This is a genomic window from Streptomyces canarius (genome assembly GCF_014650735.1).
Taxonomy (GTDB): domain Bacteria; phylum Actinomycetota; class Actinomycetes; order Streptomycetales; family Streptomycetaceae; genus Streptomyces; species Streptomyces olivaceoviridis.
The window spans coordinates 1-26,016 of record NZ_BMVN01000071.1; the positions used below are offsets into that span (position 1 = coordinate 1).

Consider the following 26,016-nt stretch of genomic DNA (forward strand, 5'->3'; position numbering starts at 1 on the left):
AAGGAACGGTCGCTTCCTTTGTACTCACCCTCTCGGGCTTTCCTCCGGGCGCTTCCCTTCGGTCTTGCGTTTCCGACTCTATCAGATCTTTTCTCGATCCGATTTCCTCGGTGCTTTCCAGGTTCCCGCTCTCGCGTTTCCCTTTCCGGCGGTTCCGACTTTATCAGAGGTTCTGAGTCGGTTTTCCCACCCGCTCCGGGCATCCGTGTCCAGCACGTGAAGTGCTGGGGTTCCCGGTTGGGCGGAGCCGTAAACGTACTGGAGCGGGGCGCCTCGATGCAAATCGAGGCGCCCCGCTCCTGGTTCGGACCGACGAGGCGTCAGACCTCCACGACCACCGGCAGGATCATCGGCCTGCGGCGATAGGTGTCCGAGACCCACTTGCCGAGGGTCCGGCGGACGAGCTGCTGGAGCTGGTGGGGCTCCACGACGCCGTCCTGGGCGGACCGCTCCAGCACCTCGGTGATCTTCGGGAGGACGTCGGCGAAGGCCGAGTCCTCGATACCGGAGCCGCGGGCCTGGACATGGGGGCCGCCGGTGATCTTGCCGGTGGAGGCGTCCACGACCACGAACACCGAGATGATGCCCTCGTCGCCGAGGATCTTCCGGTCCTTCAGCGCCGGCTCACCGACATCGCCGACCGAGAGGCCGTCGACGTAGACGTAACCCGCCTGGACCTTGCCGGAGATCTTCGCCTTGCCCTCGACCAGGTCGACGGCCACGCCGTCCTCGGCGATGACGATCCGGTCGTGCGGGACACCGGTCAGGGCGCCCAGCTCCGCGTTCGCCCTCAGGTGGCGCCACTCGCCGTGGACCGGCATCAGGTTCTTCGGGCGGCAGATGTTGTAGAAGTACAGCAGCTCGCCTGCGGACGCGTGGCCGGAAACATGCACCTTGGCGTTGCCCTTGTGGACGACGTTGGCGCCCCAGCGGGTCAGGCCGTTGATCACGCGGTAGACCGCGTTCTCGTTCCCGGGGATCAGCGAGGACGCGAGGATGACCGTGTCGCCCTCGACGATGCGGATCTGGTGGTCACGGTTGGCCATGCGGGACAGGGCCGCCATCGGTTCGCCCTGGGAGCCCGTGCAGACGAGGACCACCTCGTGGTCGGGCAGGTCGTCCAGCGTCTTGACGTCGACCACCAGGCCCGGCGGCACCTTCAGGTAGCCGAGGTCGCGGGCGATGCCCATGTTGCGGACCATGGAGCGGCCGACGAAGGCGACCCGGCGGCCGTACTCGTGCGCCGCGTCCAGAATCTGCTGGATGCGGTGGACGTGGCTGGCGAAGCTCGCCACGATGATCCGCTTGCGGGCGCCGGCGAAGACCTGCCGCAGGACGCTGGAGATGTCGCGCTCGTGCGGGGTGAAACCCGGGACCTCTGCGTTCGTGGAGTCGGCGAGGAGGAGGTCGATGCCCTCTTCGCTCAGCCGCGCGAAGGCGTGCAGGTCCGTGAGGCGGTTGTCCAGCGGGAGCTGGTCCATCTTGAAGTCGCCTGTGTGCACCACCATGCCGGCGGGGGTGCGGATGGCGACGGCCAGGGCGTCCGGGATGGAGTGGTTGACGGCGACGAACTCGCAGTCGAAGGGGCCGATGCGCTCGCGGTTCCCCTCCGCCACCTCCAGGGTGTACGGGCGGATCCGGTGCTCCTGGAGCTTGGCCTCGATCAACGCGAGGGTGAGCTTGGAGCCGATCAGCGGGATGTCCGGCTTCTCGCGGAGCAGGAAGGGGACGCCGCCGATGTGGTCCTCGTGGCCGTGCGTGAGGACGATGCCCTCGATGTCGTCGAGGCGGTCCCGGATGGACGAGAAGTCCGGCAGGATCAGGTCGATTCCGGGCTGCTCCTCCTCGGGGAAGAGCACTCCGCAGTCGACGATCAGCAGGCGACCGCCGTACTCGAAGACCGTCATGTTTCGGCCGATCTCGCCGAGGCCGCCGAGCGGGGTGACCCGCAGGCCGCCCTCGGGCAGCGGCGGGGGCGGGCCGAGTTCAGGATGCGGATGACTCAAAAGACTCTCCTCACCACGCGCGCCACGTACCGGTAGGGCACGTGGCGCGCATGACGTTCGTGCGTAAGCAGTTGTCGTTGTCGAGTGCAGGCACCGGTGGCCTGCGTCTTCAGTTGTTCTTCAGTTGTGAAGCCCCTGTGGTGCCAAGTCTGTTGTCAGAGCTGTACCCCGCCGGCGGCAAGATCGATCTTGAGCTGCGCGATCTCCTCGGGCGAACACTCGACCATCGGCGAGCGCAGCGGTCCGGCCGGCAGTCCCTGGAGGGCCAGGGCGGCCTTGGTGGTCATGACTCCCTGGGTGCGGAACATGCCGGTGTAGACCGGGAGCAGCTTCTGGTGGATCTCCGTGGCCTTGACGACGTCACCCGAGGTGTACGCGTCGACCAGGGCGCGCAGGTCGGGGGTGACCAGGTGGCCGACGACGGAGACGAAGCCGACCGCGCCCACGGAGAGCAGCGGGAGATTGAGCATGTCGTCGCCGGAGTACCAGGCGAGGCCGGACCGGGCGATGGCCCAACCGGCGCGGCCGAGGTCGCCCTTGGCGTCCTTGTTGGCGACGATCCGGGGGTGCTCGGCGAGCCGGACGAGGGTCTCGGTGCTGATCGGGACGCCGCTGCGGCCGGGGATGTCGTAGAGCATGACCGGCAGGCCGGTGGCGTCGGCGACGGCCGTGAAGTGCCGGTACAGGCCCTCCTGCGGGGGCTTGTTGTAGTACGGCGTGACGACCAGGAGGCCGTGGGCGCCGATCCGCTCGGCTTCGCGGGCCAGCTCGATGCTGTGGCGGGTGTCGTTGGTGCCGACTCCGGCGACGACGTGGGCGCGGTCGCCGACGGCCTCCAGGACGGCTCGTACCAGGTCCGATTTCTCCGCGTCACTGGTGGTGGGGGACTCGCCGGTGGTGCCGTTGATGATCAGGCCGTCGTTGCCTGCGTCCACCAGGTGGGCGGCGAGCCGCTGCGCGCCGTCGAGGTCGAGTGCGCCGTCCGCCGTGAAGGGCGTGACCATGGCGGTGAGGACCCGCCCGAAGGGGGTCTGCGGAGTCGAGGTCGGAGCCATGGGTAACACGCTACTCGGTGCTCGATGCGGGATGTGTCCTCGGGGTGTCGGGAAAGTCAGGACAAAGAGGGAGCCCGGCACTGCCTGCTCGGGGGTTCAAGCAGTGCCGGGTCCGTTTGATCAGGCTAGATGAACTTCTCTAAATGCCGCAATACGGACACTTCGCCGGGCTGACCCGTACATCCGTTCCCGACAGGGGAACAAGGCTTCGTTACGGGGCCACCCGCCCGTTCGCGTTGAAGGCGGCGTACGTGAGCGGCATGAGCCTGGCCCACTCCGCCTCCATCTTCTCGCCCACCATCTCGATCTCCCGCTGCGGGAAGGACGGCACCTTGGCCAGCTCGTGCTGGGTGCGCAGGCCGAGGAAGTGCATCAGGGAGCGCGCGTTGCAGGTGGCGTACATCGAGGAGTAGAGGCCGACGGGGAGGGCGGCGCGGGCCACCTCGCGCGCGACGCCCTCGGCGAGCAGCTTCTGGTAGGCCGCGTACGCCTGCTCGTACGACTCCCGCAGGGCGCTGCCCACGGCCTCCTGCTGGGCCGGGGTCCCCTCGACGAAGACGTACTTGCCGGGGCGGCCCTGCTGGACGAGCTTGCGGTCGGCACCGGGGACGTAGAAGACCGGCTGGAGCTCGCGGTAGCGGCCCGACTCCTCGTTGTACGACCAGCCGACCCGGTGCCGCATGAACTCGCGGAAGACGAAGATCGGGGCGCTGATGAAGAACGTCATCGAGTTGTGCTCGAACGGGCTGCCGTGCCGGTCGCGCATCAGGAAGTTGATCAGGCCCTTGGAGCGCTCGGGGTCCTTCTTCAGCTCGTCCAGGGACTGCTCGCCGGCGGTGGAGACGCGGGCGGCGAAGAGCACGTCGGCGTCCGAAGCGCTGGACTTCACCAGCTCGACGGTGACGTCACTGCGGAACGTGAGCGACTCGGGGGTGGTCACGGGGGTTGGGGTCCTTCCCATCACTGCGGTGGTTGGCGACCACCTTACGGGGGCACCCGGCGGGGCCTGGCACCACCTCACCTCAAAAAACGCACCCACGATTTTTTCGGACATGGGCACCTTTTGTGTCACTCGATCGTCTGTATCGGTGAAGTCCACACATTCGATCACCACCCCTGAGAGGAACGGCACCACGATGTTCCGTCGGCGCGAGCCCGTACCCTTCGCCTTCCTGGCCGAGGCGGACAGGTTCCGCAGCAATGTCACTCCCCCGCCCCGTCGACGCGCGTCCTTCGGCGAGATGGCCGGACGCTGGCTGCTGGGCCTCACCATCGTCGCCGGCCTCATAGGCGCCCTGGTCCTGGGCATGCCGGCGCTCTCCACGCCGTCCGATACGCCGGCTCAGCAGTCCCAGGCGTCCCAGGGGCACTGAGCGCGGGCGCTGCCCCTTCCGGACGCTCACGGCTGGTGGGCGGGAACGGGGGCGGATAGCCTCACCGGCACAGCCCCCGTGAGGACCGAGTGAGGACCAGCCGTGCCCCTGCCCTTCCTGACGGCCGAACGCACCTTCGAGACGACGGCCGAGAGTGCGCTGCCGTACGACGATCCGGACCGCTGGCGGCGCCCGTACCGTCCCGGTCCCTGGCGAGTGGGTCTGGCCGCGCTGGTGCTGCTGCTCGCCTCGTTCGTCCTGTTCGCCGCCGTGCTCACCGCGCTCACCGGCTCGCCGGCCGACGCCGGGGTGGTCCTCGGCCTGGGCCTGGCGATCGTCGTCGGCGCGCTGCGGTTGCTGCGCATGGGGGTGTGGGTGAGCCGGCGCGGGCTGCGCCGGACCGGCTTCCTGGGGACGCGGACGGTGCCGTGGGCGCGGGTGGTCTCGGTGCGGACCGCGCAGCAGCCGGTGCGCTGGCTGGGTCTGCCGCGCACCGTGCAGGGGCAGGCGCTGGCGCTCGTACGCAAGGACCGGCGTCCGCAGGACACCCCGCCGCTGCTCACCACGCACGGCCTGGACTTCCTCGGCCGGCCGATGGCCTTCGACCGGGCGGCGGACGCGGTGGAGGCGTGGGCGGCGGAGTACGGGAGCCGCTGAGCGACGGTGCGGTGGGGCGGTCGTGCGGGGGCGCGCCGTCAGGCGGCCTGGACCGGCTTTCCGTCATGCAGGGCGATGGCCCTTTGCATCGCCTTGCGGGCACGGGGGGTGTCGCGGGCGTCGTGGTAGGCGACGGCCAGGCGGAACCAGCAGCGCCAGTCGTCCGGGGACGCCTCCGTCTCGGCCTTGCGCTTGGCGAACACCTCGTCGGCCGAGTCGCGGTCGATCCGGCCGCTGGGCAGGCGCCTGAGCTCGTCGAGCGGCAGGCCGCCCTCGGCGTCGAGTTCGGCGGCGAGCTGGTTGGCCTTGCGGACGAACTGGGTGTTCTTCCACAGGAACCACAGGCCGATGAGCGGCAGGACCAGCACCGCCACGCCGAAGGTGACGGTGACGGCCGTGCCGGACTGGATGAGCATCACGCCGCGGCTGCCGACCAGGACGAAATAGAAGACCAGGACGGCGGCCGTGACGAGGTAGGTGATCTTCGCGCGCATCGGAGGCGTCAGTCTCGGCTCGGTCGTCTCAGCTCAGGTCCAGGAAGTGCTCCAGGCCGAAGGTGAGGCCCGGAGTGGTCACCACGCGGCGCGCGCCGAGCAGGATGCCCGGCATGAAGCTGCTGTGGTGCAGGGAGTCGTGGCGGATGGTGAGGGTCTCGCCCTCGCCGCCGAGCAGCACTTCCTGGTGGGCCAGCAGGCCGCGCAGGCGGACGGCGTGCACGGGGACGCCGTCGACGCTGGCGCCCCGCGCACCGTCCAGGGCCGTGACGGTGGCGTCCGGCGCCGGTGCCGTCCCGGCCGCCCGGCGGGCCTCGGCGATGAGCTGGGCCGTGCGCGTGGCCGTACCGCTGGGGGCGTCCACCTTGTTCGGGTGGTGCAGCTCGACCACCTCGACCGACTCGAAGTACGGCGCGGCGATCTGCGCGAACTTCATCGTCAGCACGGCTCCGATGGAGAAGTTCGGCGCGATGAGCACGCCGGTCTCCGGGGACTGGGCGAGCCAGCCCCGCAGCTGCGCGAGGCGGTCCTCGGTCCAGCCCGTCGTACCGACGACGGCGTGGATGCCGTGGCGCACGCAGAAGTCCAGGTTGCCCATGACCGAGGCGGGGGTGGTCAGCTCGACGGCGACCTGGGCGCCGGTCTCCGCCAGCGTCTCCAGCTTGTCGCCGCGGCCGAGGGCGGCGACCAGCTCCATGTCCTCGGCGGCCTCGACCGCCTTGACCGCCTCCGACCCGATCCGGCCCCCGGCACCGAGGACCGCCACGCGCAGCTTGCTCATGTTCCTGTTTCCTAACCGGTGGTGTTTCAGGCGACCGCGTCGTGCAGCCGGGAGGTCTGCTTGTCCTTGAGCGGGCCGATGACCGACAGCGACGGGCGCTGTCCCAGGATGTCGCGGGCGACCTCGCGGACCTCGTCCGGGGTGACCGCCTCCATCTTCGCGAGCATGTCGTCCACGGACATCTGCTCGCCCCAGCACAGCTCACTCTTGCCGATACGGTTCATCAGCGCGCCGGTGTCCTCCAGGCCCAGGACCGTGGAACCCCGCAGCTGGCCGATGGCGCGGGCGATCTCTTCGTCGGAGAGGCCGTTCTGCGCGACGTGGTCGAGTTCGTCGCGGCAGATGCGCAGGACGTCGTGCACCTGGCTGGGCCGGCAGCCGGCGTAGACGCCGAACAGGCCGCAGTCCGCGAAGGCGGAGGTGTACGAGTACACGCTGTAGGCGAGGCCGCGCTTCTCCCGGACCTCCTGGAAGAGGCGGGAGGACATGCCTCCGCCGAGCGCGGTGTTGAGCACGCCCATGGCCCAGCGGCGGTCGTCGGCGCGGGCGATGCCGGGCATGCCGAGGACGACATGGGCCTGCTCGGTCTTGCGGGCGAGCAGCTCGACCTTGCCGGAGGTGCGGATCGTACGGCGGCCCTCGCGCGGGGCGATGGGCTGCGCGTCCGGGTCGCGGAGGGCGCCGGCCTTCTCGAAGGCCGCGCGGACCTGCCGTACGACCTTGTTGTGGTCGATGTTGCCGGCGCAGGCGACCACGAGGTGGGTCGGGTCGTAGTGCTTCCGGTAGAAGCGGCGGATGCGGTCGGCGGTGAGGGCGTTGACCGTGTCGACCGTGCCGAGGACCGGCCGGCCGAGGGCGTTGTCGCCGAACATGGTGTGCGCGAACAGGTCGTGCACGCAGTCGCCCGGGTCGTCCTCGGTCATGGCGATCTCTTCGAGGATCGCGCCGCGCTCGACGTTGACGTCCTCTTCGAGGATCAGCGAGCCGGTCAGCATGTCGCAGACGACGTCGATGGCGAGGGGCAGGTCGGTGTCGAGCACGCGCGCGTAGTAGCACGTGTACTCCTTGGCCGTGAACGCGTTCATCTCGCCGCCGACCGCGTCGAGCGCGGAGGAGATGTCGAGCGCGCTGCGACGGGTCGTGCCCTTGAAGAGCAGGTGCTCCAGGTAGTGCGTCGCGCCGTTCAGGGACGGGGTCTCGTCGCGGGAGCCGACGTGCGCCCAGATGCCGAAGGTGGCGGAGCGGACCGAGGGCAGGGTCTCGGTGACGATGCGCAGGCCGCCCGGGAGGGTGGTCCTGCGGACCGTACCGATGCCGGCTGTGCCCTTGATGAGGGTTTGGGTACGGGCGACGGCCCGCGCCTCCGAAGAGGGGCGGGCCGTCACCTTGGAGCTACGGGACGTCACTGCTCGGCGTCGTCCTTCGCGGTCTCGGCGTCGTCCTCGCCCTCGATCACCGGAACGAGGGAGAGCTTGCCGCGGGAGTCGATCTCGGCGATCTCGACCTGGACCTTCTGGCCCACGCCGAGCACGTCCTCGACGTTCTCCACGCGCTTGCCGCCGGCGAGCTTGCGGATCTGCGAGATGTGCAGCAGACCGTCCTTGCCGGGCAGCAGGGAGACGAACGCACCGAAGGTGGTCGTCTTGACGACCGTACCCAGGTACCGCTCGCCGACCTCGGGCATCGTCGGGTTGGCGATGCCGTTGATCGTGGTGCGGGCGGCCTCGGCGGAGGGGCCGTCGGCGGCGCCGATGTAGATCGTGCCGTCGTCCTCGATGGTGATCTCGGCGCCCGTGTCCTCCTGGATCTGGTTGATCATCTTGCCCTTGGGGCCGATGACCTCACCGATCTTGTCGACCGGGATCTTGACGGTGATGATCCGCGGGGCGTGCGGGCTCATCTCGTCGGGCCGGTCGATGGCCTCCATCATCACGTCGAGGATGTGGAGGCGGGCGTCGCGGGCCTGCTTGAGGGCCGCGGCCAGGACGGAGGCCGGGATGCCGTCCAGCTTGGTGTCGAGCTGGAGGGCGGTCACGAAGTCCTTGGTGCCGGCGACCTTGAAGTCCATGTCACCGAAGGCGTCCTCCGCACCGAGGATGTCGGTGAGGGTGACGTAGTGCGTCTCGCCGTCGATGTCCTGGGAGATCAGGCCCATGGCGATACCGGCGACCGGGGCCTTCAGCGGCACACCGGCGTTCAGCAGCGACATGGTGGAGGCGCAGACCGAGCCCATGGACGTCGAGCCGTTGGAGCCGAGGGCCTCGGACACCTGGCGGATCGCGTACGGGAACTCCTCGCGCGTCGGCAGCACCGGCACCAGGGCGCGCTCGGCGAGGGCGCCGTGGCCGATCTCGCGGCGCTTCGGGGAGCCGACGCGGCCGGTCTCACCGGTGGAGTACGGCGGGAAGTTGTAGTTGTGCATGTAGCGCTTGCGGGTCACCGGGGAGAGGGTGTCCAGCTGCTGCTCCATGCGGAGCATGTTGAGGGTGGTGACGCCCAGGATCTGGGTCTCGCCGCGCTCGAACAGCGCGGAACCGTGCACCCGCGGGATGGCCTCGACCTCGGCGGCCAGGGTGCGGATGTCGGTGACACCGCGGCCGTCGATGCGCTTCTTCTCCTTGATCACGCGCTCGCGGACCAGTTGCTTGGTGAGCGAGCGGTACGCGGCGGAGATCTCCTTCTCGCGGCCCTCGAACTCCGGCAGGAGCTTCTCGGCGGCCAGACCCTTGACCCGGTCCAGCTCGGTCTCGCGCTCCTGCTTGCCGGCGATGGTGAGCGCCTGGGCCAGCTCGGGGCGGACGGCCGCGGTCAGCGCCTCGAACACGTCGTCCTGGTAGTCCAGGAAGATCGGGAACTCGGCGGTCGGCTTGGCGGCCTTGGCGGCGAGGTCGGCCTGCGCGCGGCACAGGACCTTGATGAAGGGCTTGGCGGCCTCCAGACCGGCGGCGACGACCTCCTCGGTCGGCGCCTCGGCGCCACCCTCGACCAGCTTGATGGTCTTCTCGGTGGCCTCGGCCTCGACCATCATGATCGCGACGTCGCCGTCCTCCAGGACGCGACCGGCGACGACCATGTCGAAGACGGCGTCCTCAAGCTCGGTGTGCGTCGGGAAGGCGACCCACTGGCCGCGGATCAGCGCGACGCGGACGCCGCCGATCGGGCCGGAGAAGGGCAGACCGGCCAGCTGCGTGGACGCGGACGCGGCGTTGATCGCGACGACGTCGTACAGGTGGTCGGGGTTGAGGGCCATGATCGTGGCGACGACCTGGATCTCGTTGCGCAGGCCCTTTTTGAAGGACGGGCGCAGCGGACGGTCGATGAGGCGGCAGGTGAGGATGGCGTCCTCGGACGGCCGGCCCTCACGGCGGAAGAAGCTGCCGGGGATCTTGCCGGCGGCGTACATCCGCTCCTCGACGTCCACCGTCAGCGGGAAGAAGTCGAGCTGGTCCTTGGGGTTCTTGGAGGCGGTGGTGGCCGACAGCACCATGGTGTCGTCGTCCAGGTACGCCACGGCGGAGCCGGCGGCCTGCTTGGCCAGGCGGCCCGTCTCGAAGCGGATGGTGCGGGTGCCGAAGGGACCGTTGTCGATGACGGCCTCGGCGTAGTGGGTCTCGTTCTCCACTAGCGTTTTCTCCGTTACGTATCGTCTTTCGTCCCTTGGCTGCCCGTGTGGCAGGGGGACGGTGGCGGAGAAGCGCTCCGTGCGGTGCGGGCCGGTCTTCGATCGAAGCACCCGGGGCTCGCTTCCCCCCGGGGGCCACTACCGAGGACCGGCGGCGGCTGGGTGCGCTCCTCCTCGTTCTGTGACGTACCCCGTCGTGCTGTGGCGTACGTCGTTCCGTGTCGTGCGTATTGCGTTGTGCTACCACACTACAAAGCGTGAGTGACACTCTGCACGTCTCCGCACATACGGCGGAGGGTTCCGGATGCGCGGCAGGGCCCCACATACGGCAAAGGGAGCGGCCCCCGAGTACTGTCGGGAACCGCTCCCCTCATGGCGTCTTACCGGGCGCCCGCCGCACCGCGGCGGATGCCGAGGCGGTCGACCAGCGTACGGAAGCGCTGGATGTCCTTCTTCGCCAGGTACTGGAGAAGGCGGCGGCGCTGACCGACGAGGATCAGCAGGCCACGGCGGGAGTGGTGGTCGTGCTTGTGGGTCTTGAGGTGCTCCGTCAGGTCGGAGATCCGACGGGAGAGCAGGGCGACCTGGACCTCGGGGGAGCCGGTGTCACCCTCCTTGGCACCGAACTCGGCGATGATCTGCTTCTTCGTAGCGGCGTCGAGCGACACGCGTACTCCTCATAGTCTGTTGAGTGCCACCGAGTGCCCCCGGTCTACATCTCGGGGGAGCTTCCGTTACTCGGGAGGCGGGGATCCGCTGGGCGCGGCCTCCAGAACGAGCACGGGGCGGTTCCGGGGGCGCGTACACAAACGGCCGTCACTCAGGGTACCAGGCGATGGCGGGCACCTTACGCCCGGTCGGCGAACCGCCCTGGTGGGGCGGTCCCGGCCACTAGGGTGAGCGCCGGACCGTACCTACCTCGGGAAGGGGTCGCTGCACGATGGCGGAAACGGAAGCGGAGATCAAGGCGCGCAAGGAGCGGGAGCGGGACGAGCTGTACGCCCTCGACATCTCGGGCGTCGAGTGGCACTGCGCGCCGGGCACGGAGGAGCACGAGGAGCGGGTCGAGATCGCGTACCTGCCCGGCGGGGCGGTGGCGATGCGGTCCTCCCTCGACCCGGACACGGTGCTGCGCTACACCGAGGCGGAGTGGCGGGCGTTCGTGCTGGGGGCTCGGGACGGGGAGTTCGATTTGACGCCTATGGCTCATAACGGGGGGTTGGACGGGTAGTGGGCCACGCATGAGAAAGGGCGGCACGCGCGCGGTGCCGCCCTTTTTGCCGTCCAGCTCCTCGCCGGCGACGGCCCGCTTCCGCCGGCCGGCTCCTAGCTGGTCATGGCCCGCGCCTGCGCGTACACGTCGAAGACGGCCAGGGCCAGCGGGATCAGGGTGAGCAGGACGAAGCTCTCCGCGATCTCCAGGAAGCGCCCCCAGAAGGGGGTGACACCGCGCCGTGGGGTGATCAGGGCGATCGCGGTGACCAGGGCGGTGGCCGCGGCGACGGCGGCGGCGAGCCAGACGCTCCGGATGTCGAGGGCGGTGGTGTCGCCCCGGAAGGCGTCGATCAGGTACCCCCGCGGCGGGTTCAGGGCCAGCCCCAGGCCGAGGAAGACGATGGCGGCGAAGCCCGCGGCCAGGGTGGCGCCGACCTGGGCGGTGTAACGGAACAGGTGCGCCCGCATGAGCATCGCCACGCCGGTCGCGAGAGCCAGCAGCTGGGCCCAGATGTTGCTGGAGAAGCCGAGGACGATGGACGCGCCCACCGCGACGAGAGCGCAGCCGCCGACGAGGCCGACGAGGAGTTCGTGGCCGCGCCGGGCCTGTGCGGCCACACGCTCGGCGTCCACGGGCTCCTGGGGCGCGGGCTCACCGGTGTCGTAACCGCCGCGGGACGGGTTGGGCGGTTCGAAACCGATGGGCAGCCGCGCGAAACGCATGGACAGGCCGGGGAGGAAGGCCAGCGCCACGACGGAGAGCGGGGCGCAGACGGCGGCCGTTTCGATGGGCTTCAGCTCGGTGAGGATCGCGACGAAGGTCGTGATCAGACCGATGGCGGAGGCAAAGAGGAACGCCACGAAGGGTCCGTCGCCGCCCGGCGACACCAGGGTGAGCACCAGGGAGGCGACCAGGACGGTCGTGCAGGCGAGCAGGAACTGCAGTCGCCCGATGCCCTCGCCGGCGGAGAGCGACAGCAGGCCCGAGCCGGCCACGGCCACGTTGGGCAGGGCGCCGAGTCCCAGCGCGACGGCGGAACCCCGGTCGTCGTACACACGCGCGCGTACGCACGCGATCGTGACGAGCAGGATGCCGCAGACGCCCGCGATGATGCCCTGAAGGCTGTGCATGTCGTGCCGGACCTGCGAGCTCCAGGCCACGAACGCGAGCAGCGTGGGCAGGACGCCGCCCGCGACGAGACCGGCGGCGCGGGTCAGGTCGCCGCTCCACAGGGTGCGGTCCCGGGTGACGGCGGCGGCCACCGCCTCGGAGACGTCGTCGAGGACGGCCGGGGGCAGCGACTCTGCGAACGGGCGCAAGGTGAGCAGCTCGCCGTCGAGGATGCGCTGGGCCGTGAAGGACCGGGCGCCGTCGAGGACGGTGCCGTCACGGCGTACGAGGTGGTATCCGACCGGAGCGCCCTCGGCGGGGCTCTGCTGGGACAGGCGCAGGATCTCCGGGTAGAGGTCGGCGACCGGTACGTCGTCGGGCAGCGCAACGTCGATGCGGCTGTCGGGCGCCACGATGGTGACGCGGCAGAAGCCGAAGCCCATACCCGCCCCGGAAGGGGCTCCGGTGCCCGGTCCACCGGTCGCGCCGGCCGGCACGGAGGCCGTCATGCTCACCTGCTGTTCCCCCTCGTCGGTGGTGGGGCGGCCTACGGTGCCACCGCGCACCTTCCGCCCGTAAAGATGCTGTGTAGGTTGTGCGGCGCCTTCCCGCTCCGCCTGCCGACCGAGTGGTTCTGGCCGGGATCCGCGGGAGGCGCTTGTTTCGAACAGGTGCGGATTGCCCAGGTTTTCCCGGAACGATTCGCAACTGCTCACGCGCTTCACCGGCACCTTACCGCCCGCCGTTGTCAGTGGTTGTCAGTAGGATCGCGGTTCGCGATCGACGTCCGCCTGACACGGGGCGGCGGATGAAACATCTCGGTCCGGCAAGGGAATTGGTGCGTAGTGAGCCACATCGTCGTCAAGCGCCCACCGCGGGCACTGCCGAAGGAAGTGCCCACGGAAGAGGTCGTGCTACAGGCTCCGCCGGAACTCCCGCGCGGTCAGCAGGAAGGCGCACTGATGCAGCTCCTGCCCATGCTGGGCATGGGCGGATCCGTGGTGTTCTTCTTCAACCCTCAGGCCCAGCCCTTCATGAAGATCATGGGCCTGGTGATGGTGGCCTCGACGATCGCCATGGGCATCTCGATGCTCGTCCGCTACCGCCGCGGCAATCAGGGACAGATGGCCGACCTGCGCCGTGACTACCTTCGTTATCTGTCGCAGACCCGTCGCGCCGCCGTGGACACCGCGCAGGCCCAGCGCGACACCCAGTACTACCTGCACCCTTCGCCGGAGCAACTGTGGGCCCTGGTCGCCGAGGGCAGCCGGGTATGGGAACGGCGCACCGCCGACGAGGACTTCGGGCAGGTGCGCGTGGGACTCGGCCCGCAGGCCCTGGCCACCCCCCTGATACTGCCCCAGACCGCCCCGGTCGACGAGCTGGAGCCGCTGACCGCCGGCGCCGTGCAGCGCTTCCTGGCGACGCACAACACCCTCGACGACCTGCCGATGGCGGTGTCGCTGCGCGCCTTCTACCACGTGACGATCAGCGGCGAGCCGGGCACCGTACGCGGCACCGCCCGCGCCGTCACCGCCTCCCTCGCCTCGCTGCACTCCCCCGAGGACCTGGTCATCGCCGTCGTCACCGCACGCGAGTCGGCGCCCGAGTGGGAGTGGGCCAAGTGGCTGCCGCACGTGCAGGCTCCGGGCGTCGCCGACGGCGCCGGCAGCATGCGCCTGATCGGCGCCGACCCGGTCGAGCTGGAGGACCGGCTCGCCTCCCGTCTGGAGGGCCGCCCGCGTTTCCACCCGTCCGGGCCGCCCGTGCCCGAACAACCCCATCTGGTGGTGGTACTCGACGGCATCTCCCTTCCGCCCACCTCTTTGCTGGCCAATCCCGAGGGCCTGCAAGGCGTGACGGTCCTGGAGGTCGTACCGGGCGACCTCACCATCGGGCGCGGCGACCTGTCGGTCGTCGTGCAGCCGAAGGAACTGCGCCTGGAGTCCGCCCACGGCATGGTCTACGAGGGGACCCCGGACGCCCTCTCGTACGAGGCGGCGGAGGCGCTGGCGCGTCAGCTGGCGCCGCTGCGCATGGCTTCGGGCGGCGACGACGACGAACCGCTGCTCGCCAACCTGGAGTTCACCGACCTGCTGAACCTGGGTGACGCCGCGTCGGTCGACCCGAAGCGGACCTGGCGGCCCCGCTCGCAGTCGGAGCGGCTGCGCGTGCCGATCGGCCTCGGTGAGGACGGCCGGCCCGTGATGCTCGACCTCAAGGAGGCGGCGCAGGAGGGCATGGGTCCGCACGGCCTGTGTGTCGGTGCGACCGGTTCCGGCAAGTCCGAGCTGCTGCGCACGCTGGTCCTCGGCCTCGCCGTGACCCACTCCTCCGAGACGCTGAACTTCGTCCTCGCCGACTTCAAGGGCGGTGCCACGTTCGCGGGCATGGCCCAGCTGCCGCACGTGGCGGCCGTGATCACCAACCTCGCGGACGACCTCACCCTCGTCGACCGCATGGGTGACTCCATCCGCGGGGAGCTGAACCGCCGCCAGGAGATGCTCCGCGACGCCGGCAACTACGCCAACATCCACGACTACGAGAAGGCGCGCGCGGCGGGTGCTCCGTTGCAGCCGATCCCGTCCCTCGTCCTGGTGATCGACGAGTTCAGCGAACTGCTGACCGCCAAGCCGGACTTCATCGAGATGTTCGTGCAGATCGGCCGAATCGGCCGTTCGCTGGGCGTGCACCTGCTGCTGGCCTCGCAGCGCCTGGAGGAGGGCCGTCTGAGGGGTCTGGAGACGTACCTCTCCTACCGGATCGGTCTGCGGACGTTCTCGGCGGCCGAGTCCCGCGCCGCGCTCGGCGTCCCGGACGCCTACGAGCTGCCGAACGTCCCCGGTTCCGGCTTCCTGAAGTTCGGCACGGACGAGATGGTGCGCTTCAAGGCCGCGTACGTCTCCGGGGTGTACCGCACCAGCTCGCAGCAGGCCGCGGTGCTCGGCGGTCCGCTGCCCGTCGACCGCAGGCCGGTCCTGTTCACGGCGGCCGAGGTCCCGGTGCAGTACGTGCCGATCCCGCAGCAGCGGCAGGAGGAGGAGACCGGAAAGCGGCAGGACGACGCGCTCGCCGACACCGTCCTCGACGTGATCGTGCGGCGCCTGGAAGCGCAGGGCCCGGCCGCCCACCAGGTGTGGCTGCCCCCGCTGGACAGCCCGCCGTCGCTCGACGCGCTGCTGCCGGGGCTCGCCCCGGTCCCCGGCCGCGGTATGACCCAGCCGGGCTACGAGGGCGCGGGCAGGCTGGTCATCCCGGCCGGCCTGATCGACAAGCCGTACGAGCAGCGGCGCGACCCGCTCTGGCTGGACTTCGGCGGCGCGGCCGGTCATATGCAGATCATCGGCGGCCCCCAGTCCGGCAAGTCGACGCTGTTGCGCTCGATCATCGCGTCGTTCGCACTGACCCACACCCCGTGGGAAGTGCAGTTCTATGGCCTGGACTTCGGTGGTGGTGGCATGGCCTCGGTGTCCGGCCTGCCGCATGTGGGCGGTGTCGCGTCCCGTCTGGACCCGGAGAAGGTCCGGCGCACGGCGGCCGAGGTGTACGGCGTCATGACCCGGCGCGAGGAGTACTTCCGTTCGGCGGGCATCTCCTCCATCGCGGAGTTCCGCGCCCGTCGCGCGCGGGGGGACATCTCGGTGACCGACCAACCCTGGGGTGACGTCTTCCTGGTCATCGACGGCTGGGGCAACTTCCGCACGGACTACGAGGCACTGGAGCCGCTGGTGCTGGACATCGCCGCGCGCGGTCTGGGTTACGGCATCCACCTCGTCCTGACCGCCTCGCGCTCGATGGAGGTTCGCGCGAACCTCAAGGACCACCTGATGAACCGCCTTGAGCTGCGGCTGGGTGACCCCATGGACTCCGAGATCGACCGCAAGGTCGCGGCGAACGTCCCCACCGGTGTGCCGGGCCGCGGTCAGACCCCGCAGAAGCAGCACTTCATGGCGGCGGTCCCGCGCATCGACGGCCTCTCGTCCGACACGGACCTCGCGGAGGCGACGACCGCCCTCGCGGCCGAGGTCACCCGCCACTGGCAGGAGCCGGGCGCGCCCGAGGTGCGCCTGCTCCCCCGCGAGTTCCCGGCCACGCAGCTTCCGCCGGGCGACCGTTTCCCGAACCGCGGCATCTCCTTCGCCCTCGACGAGGACAACCTGGAGCCGGTGTTCGTGGACTTCGAACAGGACCCGTTCTTCCTGGTGTTCGGGGAGAGCGAGTCCGGCAAGTCGAACCTGCTGAAGCTGCTGATCAAGCGCCTGACCGAGCGGTACGACGGCAACACCTGCAAGCTCTTCGTCGTCGACAACCGCCGCTCGCTGCTCGGGGTGACCCCGAAGTCGCACCTGGCCGAGTACATCCCCATGTCGAACCAGATGCAGCACCACATGGACGCACTGGCCGACCTGATGCAGCGCCGCACCCCGACCGCCGATGTGACCCCGGAGCAGCTGCGCAACCGCAGCTGGTGGCGGGGTCCCACGGTGTACATCGTCATCGACGACTACGACCTCGTGTCCACGTCGAGCGGCAACCCGCTGGCGGGCCTGACGGAACTGCTGCCGTTCGCCCGCGACGTCGGCGTCCGCTTCATCATCGCCCGCTCCACGGCGGGCGCGAGCCGTGCCGGTTACGAGTCCTTCATGCAGCGCATCAAGGAACTCGGCGCCCAGGGCGTGGTCCTCGCGGGCGACCCGGCCGAGGGCGACCTCCTGGGCGGCGTCCGACCGCGGCCGATGCCGGCGGGGCGGGGGATCTTCGTTTCCCGGAAGCGGGGGAAGCCCATGGTCCAGGTGGGAATGATGGATGCGGAGAACTGAGGCACGTGGACACTGCTGGTCTGACGAGGCTTCCGCTCACTGGCCGGAGCGGAGAGAGGGGAGGGATCACGCATGGCGTGGGACGAGTGGGAACAGCTGAAAGCGAAGGCAGCACAGAACCAGTCAGCCCGTATGCAGCTCAACCATGTGACTCCCGACAACGGAGGCGGCGAGAGTACGCGTGGTGATCTCACCGTGCACCAAGAGGACCTCTCCGCGATCGGTTCCGCTGCCCACGAACTGCGCCAGGACTTCAGCCGGTTCAGTGACCATGCCCGCATGTCCTCCATCAAGGCGGCCGGGGGACTGAAGACCGAGGGGTTCGACATCGGGGCTGCTCTCGATCATGTGGCCGAGCGCTGGGTGGACCAGGTGCAAAGCCTCCTCGACGCCTGCGCCCACATCTCCAACCACCTCCGCTACACCGAGAACCAGCACGCCGCCGACGAGTCCTACATCGCCGGCACTCTCAGCAGCATCTCCCAGCTGGACCAGGGCTTTGACGAGCGGAAGGGCAGCTGAGGGGTCATGGATCTCGATGCATTGCGCTATGGGAACTTCTCGCAGCTCGGTGAGGCCATCACCGACTGGGAGGAGATGACCAAGAACCTGGCGACGCTGAAGGAAGACGCCCGGAGCAACCTGAAGAGTCGCGCGGACAAGGCCCACTGGGCCGGTGTCAACGCACAGGTGGGCCGAGAGTTCGTCGGCAAGACCGCGGAGGAGTTCGCGGACGCCCACACTCAGGCGGACTCCATCACGAAGATTCTCAAGGACACCCGCGGCGAGCTCATCAAGTACCGCGACGAGCTGAACGAGACACTCGAACGCGCACCGTACAAGTACTGCACCGTGATCGACACCGGCGGCGGGACCTTCACCGTCGCCGGCAATCCTCGTCCTGACTGGGCTTCCGACCCGAGCGGCAGCACAAGCGCGGTCAGCCAGCAGGACGTCGAGAACCTACGCAACGAGATTCAGCGCATTCTCAACAAGGCGACCGAGAGCGACAGTACTGCCGCCAAAGCGCTCCGGCTCCTCGTCGACCAGGCAAAGTACGGCTTCTCCGGCGCCCACTACGAAACCCGGGACGAAGCCGCCAAGGCGGTCGCGGACGCCGACCGGATGGCCAAGATCCTTGCGAAGAACCCGCACGACGTGACGAGTACGGAGCTCGCCGCACTCAACTCGACCCTGGCCAAGTACAAGAACGACCCCCTGTTCGCGGAAGAGTTCGCCACGCAGGTCGGCCCAAGGAAGGTACTCACTTTCTGGGCCGGCATCGCCGATCCCTACCAGGGGACTTACGACCCCGACCGCGCCAAACAAGCCAAACAGCTCCAGAAGAACCTCGGCATCGTCATCGGTCAAGCCACCCTCTCGGACAGCGACAAGATGCAGAACTGGGAGCGGCAGATGATCCGGCTGGGTCCCGACCAGCTCGGGATCGACGACGCGGGCAACCCGACTGCTTACGCCGTCATGAGTAACCTCATGCGCTTCGGTGACTATGACGACGAGTTCCTCAACGTCTACGGCGACAAGCTCGTTGCGTACGACAAGAAGATGAACGGCCAGGGCATCAATGCCTGGGTCAACAACTTCAACCAGGGCGACCTCAACTACTGGGGCTACAAGAACGATCGTGGCCGCGACCCGATGACCGGATTCCTGGAAGCGCTCGGTCATAACCCGGATGCGTCGACGCAGTTCTTCGCCCAGCCCGATGGCAGCGGTGACGCGGTCCGCAAGGACGCCCAGGTCAACGACCACCTGAAGTACCTGACAAAGGAACGGGTCTGGGTCTCCGACGCCACGATGGAGGGCAACCACGATTACGTCGCGGCGCGCAACTCCCTCGGCCGCGCACTGGAGGCGGCCACGACCGGCTACTCTGCCGATGCCTCCCCGAAGGACATCGCCACGGGCGACCGTCGCACCGCTGCCACGGCAGATGTCATGGAACAGGTCGCCTACCTCTACGGTGGAGAGGACGGCCCCAAGATGTTGCACGACCAGCCCGAGCTGGCCGACAGCCTGGGCAAGATGGCTGGTGCGTACATCGATGACATCGACTACGAACTGTCCGGTATCGGGGACCACAGCAAGGACGCGAACGACTTCCCTGCTCGATATGCCGGACGCGCTCATTTCGGCAACCAGGGAGCTATCGATTTCCTGAGCGTCCTCGGCCAGGACGAGAACTCGCACAAGGCCGTGACAGCAGCTCAGCACGTTTATACCCTGAGCATGCTCGACACCCATCCGCCGACAAGCGATGCACATATGAACCAGGCTCGGGACATCATGTCGGTGGGCGCGGAAGCCCGCGGCATCTTGGACAATTCCCGCGTGGAGCAGGCGGCAACGACGTACGGCGAGAATTCGGAGGAAGCCAACAAGGCACTGGGTCGGTCGGGCGACTGGAAGAAACTGCTGGTCGGAGCAGTAGTCGCAGGTGGCGTCGCGTCCATCCCGCTCCCTGGTTCCACGGCTGCCGCAGTTGTCATCGCCCCGGTCGCCGCCGACACGATCACCAATGCGGCCAATACGCTACTCGGCCACGAGATCGACAAGGCGACGGATGACGCCGAATCGGACCCTCTGGTCCCCTCACAGGTGACGAGCCGTCAGTTCTACGGCAAAGGGGTCGACGATCTCGGATCGACCTACGATGCGTACTTCAAGGACCACCCAAGCGCCAGGGCTGTCGCTGACCAGCAGCAATGGGTCGACCAAACGAAGAGCAGCTACCTGGGCATCGGCTCCCACGAGAACGACTACCGTGGTCGGCCTCCCTACAAGGATTGAGCAGGGGCGTAAAGTGCTGCGAATCGCAAGGAACGGTAGATACGGGACGGCTCTCTCACTTACAGCTGCAGCGCTCCTTGTCGGGAGTTGCAGCAGTAACTCCGAGCAAGAGCAGGGAGCAACATCAGGGACGGCTGCGAGCAAGGTTTGCGACGGGGCACTCGACGCTTCCGCCAGGAAAGCGTTGCACAACCTGGCCGGTACTGACCAGTTCGACGAATCCACGGGTGCCGGCGAGGCGGGGCAGCCCCATACATTCTCCGTACGGAGCGCCGTGAGGCATCTGCACGACGAATATCGTGAGCGCACAGCATGCTGGGTGTACAAGACCGGAGACGACAGTGGGAAGCCCCTTCTTGAGATGCGTTTTTCGGCATCCCAAAGCTACCCTTCGCCATCCGGCAAGGACGCCAGCGGCAGCCAGGTCAGATACCCCGTGGGGCTGTATGCCCAAGTGGGCCGCGACGGCGCTGACCTATTCTTTCAGTGCCCCACCAGAGCAGCATCCAAAGACGCGTACATCGGCGATACGAATTATGTGAAGGCAGAACTATATTCCTCTAGAGACCAGTTGCGCGGGGACAGCGTCGACAAAGACCGCATGGTGATTCTGAATTCCGTCTCCCGTGAGGTGGCCCAGGAGGCAGGCTGCGCTGCGCAAGCCGGCCTGCCGACTGCGGTGCCCAATCCGTGACCGGCCGATTGGCGACGCAGGGAACGCCGGTTGGATTGAGCACGGCGCCAGGAGGACAGCCTCGGTAGCCGCCACCCTTTCAGGAACAGCCGTCTTCGACCTCGCGGTCCGCCGGGCATGCCGCTGGTGGCGAATCGGCTTCTCCGGCCCGACACAACCGCAGGGTGGGCGCCTCCCGCGCGCGCCCACCCTGGAGTTGCTTCGTCGCCTCTGCGAGCCTCGGCCTAGCGGAAGTAGCTGGCCGCCTTCTTGTCGCCTTCCATGTACGTACCGCCGGACTGGGCGACGACGTGGCCGATACCGGTCAGCGCCTGGTGGATGTCGTTCGCTTCCTTGTCCCAGTGGTTCAGCTTCTCGTGGAAGGTGTCCTGGGCCTGGCCCTCCCAGTACTGCAGGCTGCTCACGACCAGCCGGCGCAGCTCTTGCAGGTCCTGCTCCAGCAGGCTCGCCTCGTTGCCGATCTTGGTCGCCGCGACGTCGAGCCCGTCATAAGTGACTGACAGACCGTCAGCGTTGTTGGCCATACCTGTTACCTCGTCTCGCTGATGTGTATCCGATGGATGCGCCGGGGTGCCCCGGTTGAAGTCCTGGTTGTCGCTCGGTCAGTAGGAGCTGAGCGGGGACACGGTGGGAGCGCCGTCCCGGACGTCGATCTTGTTGACGGCCGCGCGGACCTCGTCTTCCTTGCTGTCCTTGATGTTGCGCGTCGCGGTCATGGCCTCGATGACGTCACCGAGGATGCCGCCGATGGCCTGGAGCGACTGGTTGATCTCGTACTGCTTCGAGTCGAAGGCGGCACGACCGATACCGTGCCACTGGCCCTCCAGGCCGTCGATCACGCCCTGGAGCCCGTGCACCCGCTTCCGGATGCCGTCGTACTTCTCCAGCATCTGCTTCTGCAGGTGGATTACTGCGGCATCTTCGAGCTTCTGCTTGTTCTCGGCCATCTCAGCCCTTTCTCTGTCTGTCTCGTTGGTCCAACTGTCTTGGCCCACTACCGCACAGTGCGGTACGGCGGCGGGCGCGTACTGCACGCCCTATCCGAAGAGCACAGGGCTACAGACGGCTGACGACGTCACCTGGCGCGCCGCGCCCGCGCGACAGCCAGCCCGCCACCGCCGACCACGACGATGGCGGCTACCGCGCCGAGCACGACCCAGAGGGTGGTGTTGTCGTTCGACGACTGCATGCTTGATCCTGCCGCCGAAATCCCGCCGGTAGAACCCTTTTCGGGGGCCTGTGACGGGGTTGATGCGGAGGAGGAAGGAGCAGACGGGGACGAGGAGGAGGAAGACGTGGAGGCCGCCGCGGACTTGGCCAGCAGGTCGCCGCCGTTCTCCGCCGCAAGCGGGTCCACATTGGCCGGGCCGGCGTCGTAGTTCCGGTTCGCCAGAACGAGACGGGGCCGAATGAACCCGTAGCCGGCGTACTTACTAGGTTCGTTCTTCGCCCAGGTACGACCTGCGGTGTCGATCAGGGCACGGGCGACCTGGTTCACCGTCCAGTCGGGGTGCGCGGACCAGATCAGGGCGGCAGCGCCCGAAGTGATGGCGGCCGCCGAACTCGTACCATTCACATCGTCGCAGTACGTGCGGAAGTTGGTGTCGCACCATCCCGGAAAGCCCTGGCCCGGAGCCGAAAGGTCCACGTAGTTACCGGACGAGGAGAACTCCGAGACCGTAAGGGACTTGTCGGCCGATGCGATGCCGATCACGTACGGGAAGGCGGCTGGGTAGCCGATGTTGTCTCCCGACGTCCGGCCCTCATTGCCAACCGCGGCGATCAGCAGCTTGCCCTTCGACGCCGCGTACTCGACAGCCTCTTTCACCTCGGGTATGGGAGCCGTCTCACCGAACGACATGCTGATGATCTTCGCATCGGTGCCAGCCGCCGCCCTGATCGCATCTTCCGGTTCGGGAGTCTTCTTCTTTTCTTCCGCCCCGCCCTTCAGATCGTCCAGTTCGATCCGATATGGAACGATCTTCGCACCCGGCGCCAGACCCTTCAGAGTGCCTCCGGCTCCCGTACCGGCGATCAACTCCGCCATGGTCGTCCCGTGACCGCTGTAATCGGCCGTCGCCCGATAGGCCACCGCCTTCGGGGTCTGGTCAACCAGGACCTGACCCTCGAGGGATGGCGTATCCGCGTTCACACCAGTGTCGATGACAGCGACCTTCACACCCTTACCGGTGCTGACCTTCCACATCTGCTCGGCCTGCATTGGACCCAGGTACCACTGCTTCGCCTGGACATCATCCGCAACAGCGCCCGGCGCAAACCCCACGGCCGTGGCTACCAGGACACCGACGGCCGCGCCCACAGCACGCACTCGTCTACCGCTGCGCGTCCCATGGAGCGAAACCCGCTCGGCTCGTCGGCTCATCCCTGACTTCATCGTCTTCCGTGTCCTCGCTCGCGGTCAGTTCGCCACCGGCGGCACATCACGCCGGGGCTTCTCGGGCAACTGCGTCTCTTCGTCCGCGTCTTCGGCCCTTCCCTTACGGCCGGCACCGCGCACGAGACCGGCACCACCACGCGTCATACCGTTCCGCTCGGCACTCGCAGCAGAGTTCCGTCCCGCCGGCCTGCCCGTGACAGCCTCGGACGTGCCCGTACCGGTACGAGAGCCGGTCGAACCGGTCGGCTTCGCACCGGGCCGCGCCGCAGACTCGGATGCTCCGAAGACACCACGCTGGCCCAATCGGCCTGCCGTCGAATGCGAATTGGCCTGTCCCTCAGCCCCGACGACCGTGCCACGGGGAATCCTCGCCCCGCCCTTCGCCGGACCACCTGTGGCCGTGGGGCGCCCCCCGACGACTCCATTGGAACGACCGGCGCCGGTGGCCGGCGTGGTGTTCGCCCGGGGGGTCGCCGTGCCGCCGGGCCGCGGCGTGCCGCCAGTGACCGCGCGACCCATCGGAGACGCAGTACCCCTACTGGCGGGCTGTCCCGTCGACGTCACACGCCCCGTCTGGTTCGTAGGCCCTTGCGTCACGGCGCGTCCGGGGGCCTGGGGGTTGGTCAGTCCGGACGTACCCGCACGCCCCTGAGCGAAGGGAGGAGTACGGTACCCAGCCGAACCACTCAGGCTTCGGCCCGACGTCGGATTGGGCAGCGGAACCCGGTAGCCAGCGCCACCCAAGGGGTCGGGCTGACCGCCGCCAGCCGGGGGCGTGCCCGTGACCGGCGGGGTGGGGCCGGTCGTGTGTGTGGTTGTGGGAGGAGGCAGCGTGCCGGTGCTATCGATGTTCGTACCGACAGGCGGCTCCTCGGGGAGCGGGACCGTGTGGCTGTTGGGCGTCGTCGGGACGTGGGGCGAGGTGGTGCCGCCAGTGACGTGGTGGACTACATTGTCCTCCCTCACCGCAGTTGTGTGATGACCGACGGCAGGGGCCGAACCGGTGCCTGTGTGCGAGCCCGTGCCGGTCGTCGGCCGGTCAGCCCCGTACGAGCTGCCGGCTTGCGGCCGGGGCACGCCGACCTTGGGCATGGACGTGAAGTTCGGCGTCTTGTCCTTGGCGGGCAGGGCCGCGAGAACGTCTTCCGAGACCGCGTAGTACGACGCCAACCGGTTCATCTGGTTGATCGCCTCTTGGCGGTCCTTTTCCACTCGGACGGCGTGGTCGTACTCCGTCTTGTTCGCGGCCTTCTCGGCCTCGGTGAACTTGTCGGGCCGCTTTGGGTTTGCCCTGGTGTCACGAGCCGGCATGCCACCACGCACGGCCGCGAGGCCCACGGCTGCGGCGGTGATCTGATCGCCCGCCGCCCCGGCGAACTCGCTCAGGTGATGGGTGTTCCTGACGAGGTTGTCTCCCCAATCACGGAACTCCTGCCCCGACTGTCCGACCCAATGGACCTTGTCGATGTAGGCCTTGAGGTCGTCAGCAGCCTTCTTGATGGCGTCGCGAGCATCCCACAGGGCCTTTCCGGAAGACTCAAGGTCCTCCGGGTCGGTTTCCTCGACAAGATCAATCATCTTGTTCAGATCAAGGTCGCGCTTGTCGAAGTCCGTCCTGGCGGCCACGGCTCGCCCGAAGGGAGTCGCTTCGACCACCGAGCGCATCATGCCGTTGAGGAACCCGCCCCGCGGACCGTCCTCGATACCACGGACGATGTCCGTCGCGGAGTTCTGCTGAGAGACGCGATGCAGATCGTCCTTATGCTGCTTGTCTGTCATCGTCACGCCTTCATCTTGGTGCTGCCGGTGGCGTGCTGCTTGTCGTCCGTCTTGCTCTGGAGCTTCCCGATCTCCGTCTGGATCGCCCAGAACCGCTGACGCTGCTCCTCTTCGAGTTTTTCGAAGCCATTGCGCGCACCACTGACCGCGATGCCGGTCGCCTCGATCTGCAGGTGCAAGATTTTGGACAGGGTCGTCAGCTCTTGATGAACTCTCGTGTACTGCTTGTACAGCCCGTGCGCCTCAGGGAACTCGCTCTCCCCACCAGACGTCAGCGACGCAGCCCTGATCGTCTGAGCACTGACCTTCGCCGGGTTGCCCGCGGACCCTTCGAGAGCGCTCAGCACCTCGTCCACTTGACCCACGAACTTGCCCAGCGCCTCGCCACTGGCCTCCAGGTTCGCCGCCCTGGTCGCCGACACGCTCCCCACCATGTCTGACGGAAGCACGACGCTCCTCCCCGTTTCCCCGTACATCCATCGGCTCCTCCGGAGCGAGGGCCGACCAACCGTTCGCCGTACGATCGCAAAGCGAGCCGCGTCTCACAACGCGTTTACCACTCTAGTCAACCCGTCCAACCGGTCCAACCAGACAGGCATGTTGGCTCCACTTCACCTGTGACCCTGGTGCCACACTTGGTCGGAATTGCCCGTTTCTAATGAGTGAACACGCACAGCGACACAGTCGCGCCCCACCAGTTCGTCGACCAGCAATGCGTCGACCTGAAAGCTTGAGCGCGGGCACCCTCATGCGATCTTGCAGCAAACCTCCACGCCTCAATGCTGCCCCGGACAGTTCCAGTCGAAAGAACGTCACCTCGCGCGCCGCGTCCGCGCAAGACCGCACCTCCGGCTGTCGTTACGGACAGCCTCGGACGCCCCAACGCCGGTGCGAGACCGCGCCGCGGACCCGGCTCGGCAATTGGCCTGTCCCTCAGCTCCGATGGCCGTGGCGCGGGACGCCCATACCACGGGGTCTCGCGGGCTCGACATCCTCGGGGTCAGTCTCCTCGACGCAGGTCGATCATCCTCGAATGAATCAGCCGAAACGCTTGCATGCCATCAGTCACTCCGGTGCCATCGGTCACGCGAGGAGAACCGCGCACCCCCAGAAGGGTCGGACCCGACACCCGGCCCGCGGTGCGGGCGTCATCAGACATAATCGCGTCCCATGACCGTACTGATGCCTGTGCTCATGATC

General features: G+C 68.1%; 21 protein-coding genes. 7 read left to right on the top strand and 14 right to left on the bottom strand.

Annotated elements, in window-relative coordinates:
- Positions 1 to 320: 320 nt before the first annotated feature.
- The 3 genes from IE294_RS42375 to thyX all read right to left on the bottom strand — a co-directional run bounded on the left by IE294_RS42375 (position 321) and on the right by thyX (position 4,022).
- Positions 321 to 2,006 carry a ribonuclease J gene (locus tag IE294_RS42375; protein WP_189894707.1) on the bottom strand — a complete coding sequence of 562 codons (1,686 nt, stop codon included), beginning with the start codon at positions 2,004 to 2,006 and terminating at the stop codon, positions 321 to 323.
- A gap of 155 nt (positions 2,007 to 2,161) precedes the next feature.
- A complete protein-coding gene (dapA, locus tag IE294_RS42380; RefSeq protein ID WP_189894708.1) occupies positions 2,162 to 3,061 on the bottom strand; it encodes a 4-hydroxy-tetrahydrodipicolinate synthase in 900 nt (299 codons plus the stop codon).
- Between the two features lie 211 nt (positions 3,062 to 3,272).
- A complete protein-coding gene (gene thyX, locus IE294_RS42385; protein ID WP_189894709.1) occupies positions 3,273 to 4,022 on the bottom strand; it encodes an FAD-dependent thymidylate synthase in 750 nt (249 codons plus the stop codon).
- Between the two features lie 175 nt (positions 4,023 to 4,197).
- Between thyX and IE294_RS42390 the strand changes: the two genes are divergently transcribed.
- Together IE294_RS42390 and IE294_RS42395 are read left to right on the top strand one after the other, a co-directional pair.
- Positions 4,198 to 4,434 carry a hypothetical protein gene (locus IE294_RS42390; RefSeq protein WP_189819851.1) on the top strand — a complete coding sequence of 79 codons (237 nt, stop codon included), beginning with the start codon at positions 4,198 to 4,200 and terminating at the stop codon, positions 4,432 to 4,434.
- A gap of 102 nt (positions 4,435 to 4,536) precedes the next feature.
- Positions 4,537 to 5,091, top strand: a complete 555-nt coding sequence (locus IE294_RS42395) for an SCO5741 family PH domain-containing membrane protein (RefSeq protein WP_189894710.1) — start codon at positions 4,537 to 4,539, stop codon at positions 5,089 to 5,091.
- Positions 5,092 to 5,129: 38 nt separating this feature from the next.
- Here IE294_RS42395 and IE294_RS42400 read toward each other — a convergent pair whose 3' ends face one another.
- The 5 genes from IE294_RS42400 to rpsO form a co-directional block, all read right to left on the bottom strand.
- The gene (locus IE294_RS42400) at positions 5,130 to 5,585 is read right to left on the bottom strand and encodes a tetratricopeptide repeat protein (RefSeq protein ID WP_189894711.1); all 456 of its coding nucleotides are present in this window, start codon (positions 5,583 to 5,585) and stop codon (positions 5,130 to 5,132) included.
- Positions 5,586 to 5,613: 28 nt separating this feature from the next.
- A complete protein-coding gene (dapB, locus tag IE294_RS42405) occupies positions 5,614 to 6,366 on the bottom strand; it encodes a 4-hydroxy-tetrahydrodipicolinate reductase (RefSeq protein WP_189819843.1) in 753 nt (250 codons plus the stop codon).
- Positions 6,367 to 6,392: 26 nt separating this feature from the next.
- Positions 6,393 to 7,772: a M16 family metallopeptidase gene (locus tag IE294_RS42410; protein ID WP_189894712.1), complete on the bottom strand. Its 1,380-nt coding sequence runs from the start codon at positions 7,770 to 7,772 to the stop codon at positions 6,393 to 6,395.
- Positions 7,769 to 9,988 carry a polyribonucleotide nucleotidyltransferase gene (locus IE294_RS42415; RefSeq protein WP_189894713.1) on the bottom strand — a complete coding sequence of 740 codons (2,220 nt, stop codon included), beginning with the start codon at positions 9,986 to 9,988 and terminating at the stop codon, positions 7,769 to 7,771. The genes IE294_RS42410 and IE294_RS42415 overlap by 4 nt, the downstream gene beginning before the upstream one ends.
- A 380-nt stretch (positions 9,989 to 10,368) precedes the next feature.
- A complete protein-coding gene (rpsO, locus tag IE294_RS42420) occupies positions 10,369 to 10,656 on the bottom strand; it encodes a 30S ribosomal protein S15 (RefSeq protein ID WP_058082121.1) in 288 nt (95 codons plus the stop codon).
- Between the two features lie 272 nt (positions 10,657 to 10,928).
- On the opposite strand from rpsO, the gene IE294_RS42425 reads away from it, so the two are divergent.
- A complete protein-coding gene (locus tag IE294_RS42425) occupies positions 10,929 to 11,219 on the top strand; it encodes a DUF397 domain-containing protein (RefSeq protein ID WP_014675376.1) in 291 nt (96 codons plus the stop codon).
- A gap of 95 nt (positions 11,220 to 11,314) precedes the next feature.
- Here IE294_RS42425 and eccD read toward each other — a convergent pair whose 3' ends face one another.
- Positions 11,315 to 12,823, bottom strand: coding sequence for a type VII secretion integral membrane protein EccD (gene eccD / locus IE294_RS42430; protein ID WP_189894719.1), 1,509 nt, complete (start codon positions 12,821 to 12,823; stop codon positions 11,315 to 11,317).
- A 336-nt stretch (positions 12,824 to 13,159) separates the two neighbouring features.
- Here eccD and eccCa point away from each other — a divergent pair, with 336 nt between their 5' ends.
- From eccCa to IE294_RS42450, 4 genes are all read left to right on the top strand, one after another.
- Positions 13,160 to 17,134 (top strand): type VII secretion protein EccCa, encoded by a 3,975-nt coding sequence (gene eccCa, locus IE294_RS42435; RefSeq protein ID WP_189894714.1) that lies wholly within the window; start codon positions 13,160 to 13,162, stop codon positions 17,132 to 17,134.
- A 72-nt stretch (positions 17,135 to 17,206) separates the two neighbouring features.
- Positions 17,207 to 17,656 (top strand): hypothetical protein, encoded by a 450-nt coding sequence (locus IE294_RS42440; RefSeq protein ID WP_189894715.1) that lies wholly within the window; start codon positions 17,207 to 17,209, stop codon positions 17,654 to 17,656.
- Positions 17,657 to 17,662: 6 nt separating this feature from the next.
- On the top strand, positions 17,663 to 19,945 hold the full coding sequence (locus IE294_RS42445; protein ID WP_189894716.1) for a DUF6571 family protein: 2,283 nt from the start codon (positions 17,663 to 17,665) through the stop codon (positions 19,943 to 19,945).
- Positions 19,946 to 20,129: 184 nt separating this feature from the next.
- A complete protein-coding gene (locus tag IE294_RS42450) occupies positions 20,130 to 20,639 on the top strand; it encodes a hypothetical protein (protein WP_189894717.1) in 510 nt (169 codons plus the stop codon).
- A 224-nt stretch (positions 20,640 to 20,863) separates the two neighbouring features.
- Here the strand turns inward: IE294_RS42450 and IE294_RS42455 are convergent, their stop codons facing one another.
- From IE294_RS42455 to IE294_RS42475, 5 genes are all read right to left on the bottom strand, one after another.
- Entirely contained in the window at positions 20,864 to 21,163 is a 300-nt protein-coding gene (locus IE294_RS42455) for a WXG100 family type VII secretion target (protein ID WP_189819837.1), read from the bottom strand.
- A gap of 78 nt (positions 21,164 to 21,241) precedes the next feature.
- Entirely contained in the window at positions 21,242 to 21,586 is a 345-nt protein-coding gene (locus IE294_RS42460) for a WXG100 family type VII secretion target (protein ID WP_030657588.1), read from the bottom strand.
- 128 nt (positions 21,587 to 21,714) lie between these two features.
- Positions 21,715 to 22,968 (bottom strand): S8 family serine peptidase, encoded by a 1,254-nt coding sequence (locus IE294_RS42465; protein ID WP_373315947.1) that lies wholly within the window; start codon positions 22,966 to 22,968, stop codon positions 21,715 to 21,717.
- Positions 22,969 to 23,058: 90 nt separating this feature from the next.
- Positions 23,059 to 24,816 (bottom strand): WXG100 family type VII secretion target, encoded by a 1,758-nt coding sequence (locus tag IE294_RS42470; protein ID WP_189894720.1) that lies wholly within the window; start codon positions 24,814 to 24,816, stop codon positions 23,059 to 23,061.
- 2 nt (positions 24,817 to 24,818) lie between these two features.
- Complete coding sequence (locus tag IE294_RS42475) at positions 24,819 to 25,238, bottom strand: DUF2563 family protein (RefSeq protein ID WP_306433532.1); 420 nt, start codon at positions 25,236 to 25,238, stop codon at positions 24,819 to 24,821.
- Between the last annotated feature and the right edge of the window lie 778 nt (positions 25,239 to 26,016).

What these genes read in the sequence shown, in the direction of transcription:
- IE294_RS42390 (WP_189819851.1), top strand. Translation starts at nt 4,198, where the DNA reads ATGTTCCGTCGGCGCGAGCCCGTACCCTTCGCCTTCCTGGCCGAGGCG.
- IE294_RS42445 (WP_189894716.1), top strand. Translation starts at nt 17,663, where the DNA reads ATGGATCTCGATGCATTGCGCTATGGGAACTTCTCGCAGCTCGGTGAG.
- IE294_RS42460 (WP_030657588.1), bottom strand. Translation starts at nt 21,586, where the DNA reads ATGGCCGAGAACAAGCAGAAGCTCGAAGATGCCGCAGTAATCCACCTG.
- IE294_RS42470 (WP_189894720.1), bottom strand. Translation starts at nt 24,816, where the DNA reads ATGACAGACAAGCAGCATAAGGACGATCTGCATCGCGTCTCTCAGCAG.
- dapB (WP_189819843.1), bottom strand. Translation starts at nt 6,366, where the DNA reads ATGAGCAAGCTGCGCGTGGCGGTCCTCGGTGCCGGGGGCCGGATCGGG.
- IE294_RS42400 (WP_189894711.1), bottom strand. Translation starts at nt 5,585, where the DNA reads ATGCGCGCGAAGATCACCTACCTCGTCACGGCCGCCGTCCTGGTCTTC.
- dapA (WP_189894708.1), bottom strand. Translation starts at nt 3,061, where the DNA reads ATGGCTCCGACCTCGACTCCGCAGACCCCCTTCGGGCGGGTCCTCACC.
- eccD (WP_189894719.1), bottom strand. Translation starts at nt 12,823, where the DNA reads ATGACGGCCTCCGTGCCGGCCGGCGCGACCGGTGGACCGGGCACCGGA.
- IE294_RS42425 (WP_014675376.1), top strand. Translation starts at nt 10,929, where the DNA reads ATGGCGGAAACGGAAGCGGAGATCAAGGCGCGCAAGGAGCGGGAGCGG.
- IE294_RS42455 (WP_189819837.1), bottom strand. Translation starts at nt 21,163, where the DNA reads ATGGCCAACAACGCTGACGGTCTGTCAGTCACTTATGACGGGCTCGAC.
- thyX (WP_189894709.1), bottom strand. Translation starts at nt 4,022, where the DNA reads ATGGGAAGGACCCCAACCCCCGTGACCACCCCCGAGTCGCTCACGTTC.
- IE294_RS42440 (WP_189894715.1), top strand. Translation starts at nt 17,207, where the DNA reads ATGGCGTGGGACGAGTGGGAACAGCTGAAAGCGAAGGCAGCACAGAAC.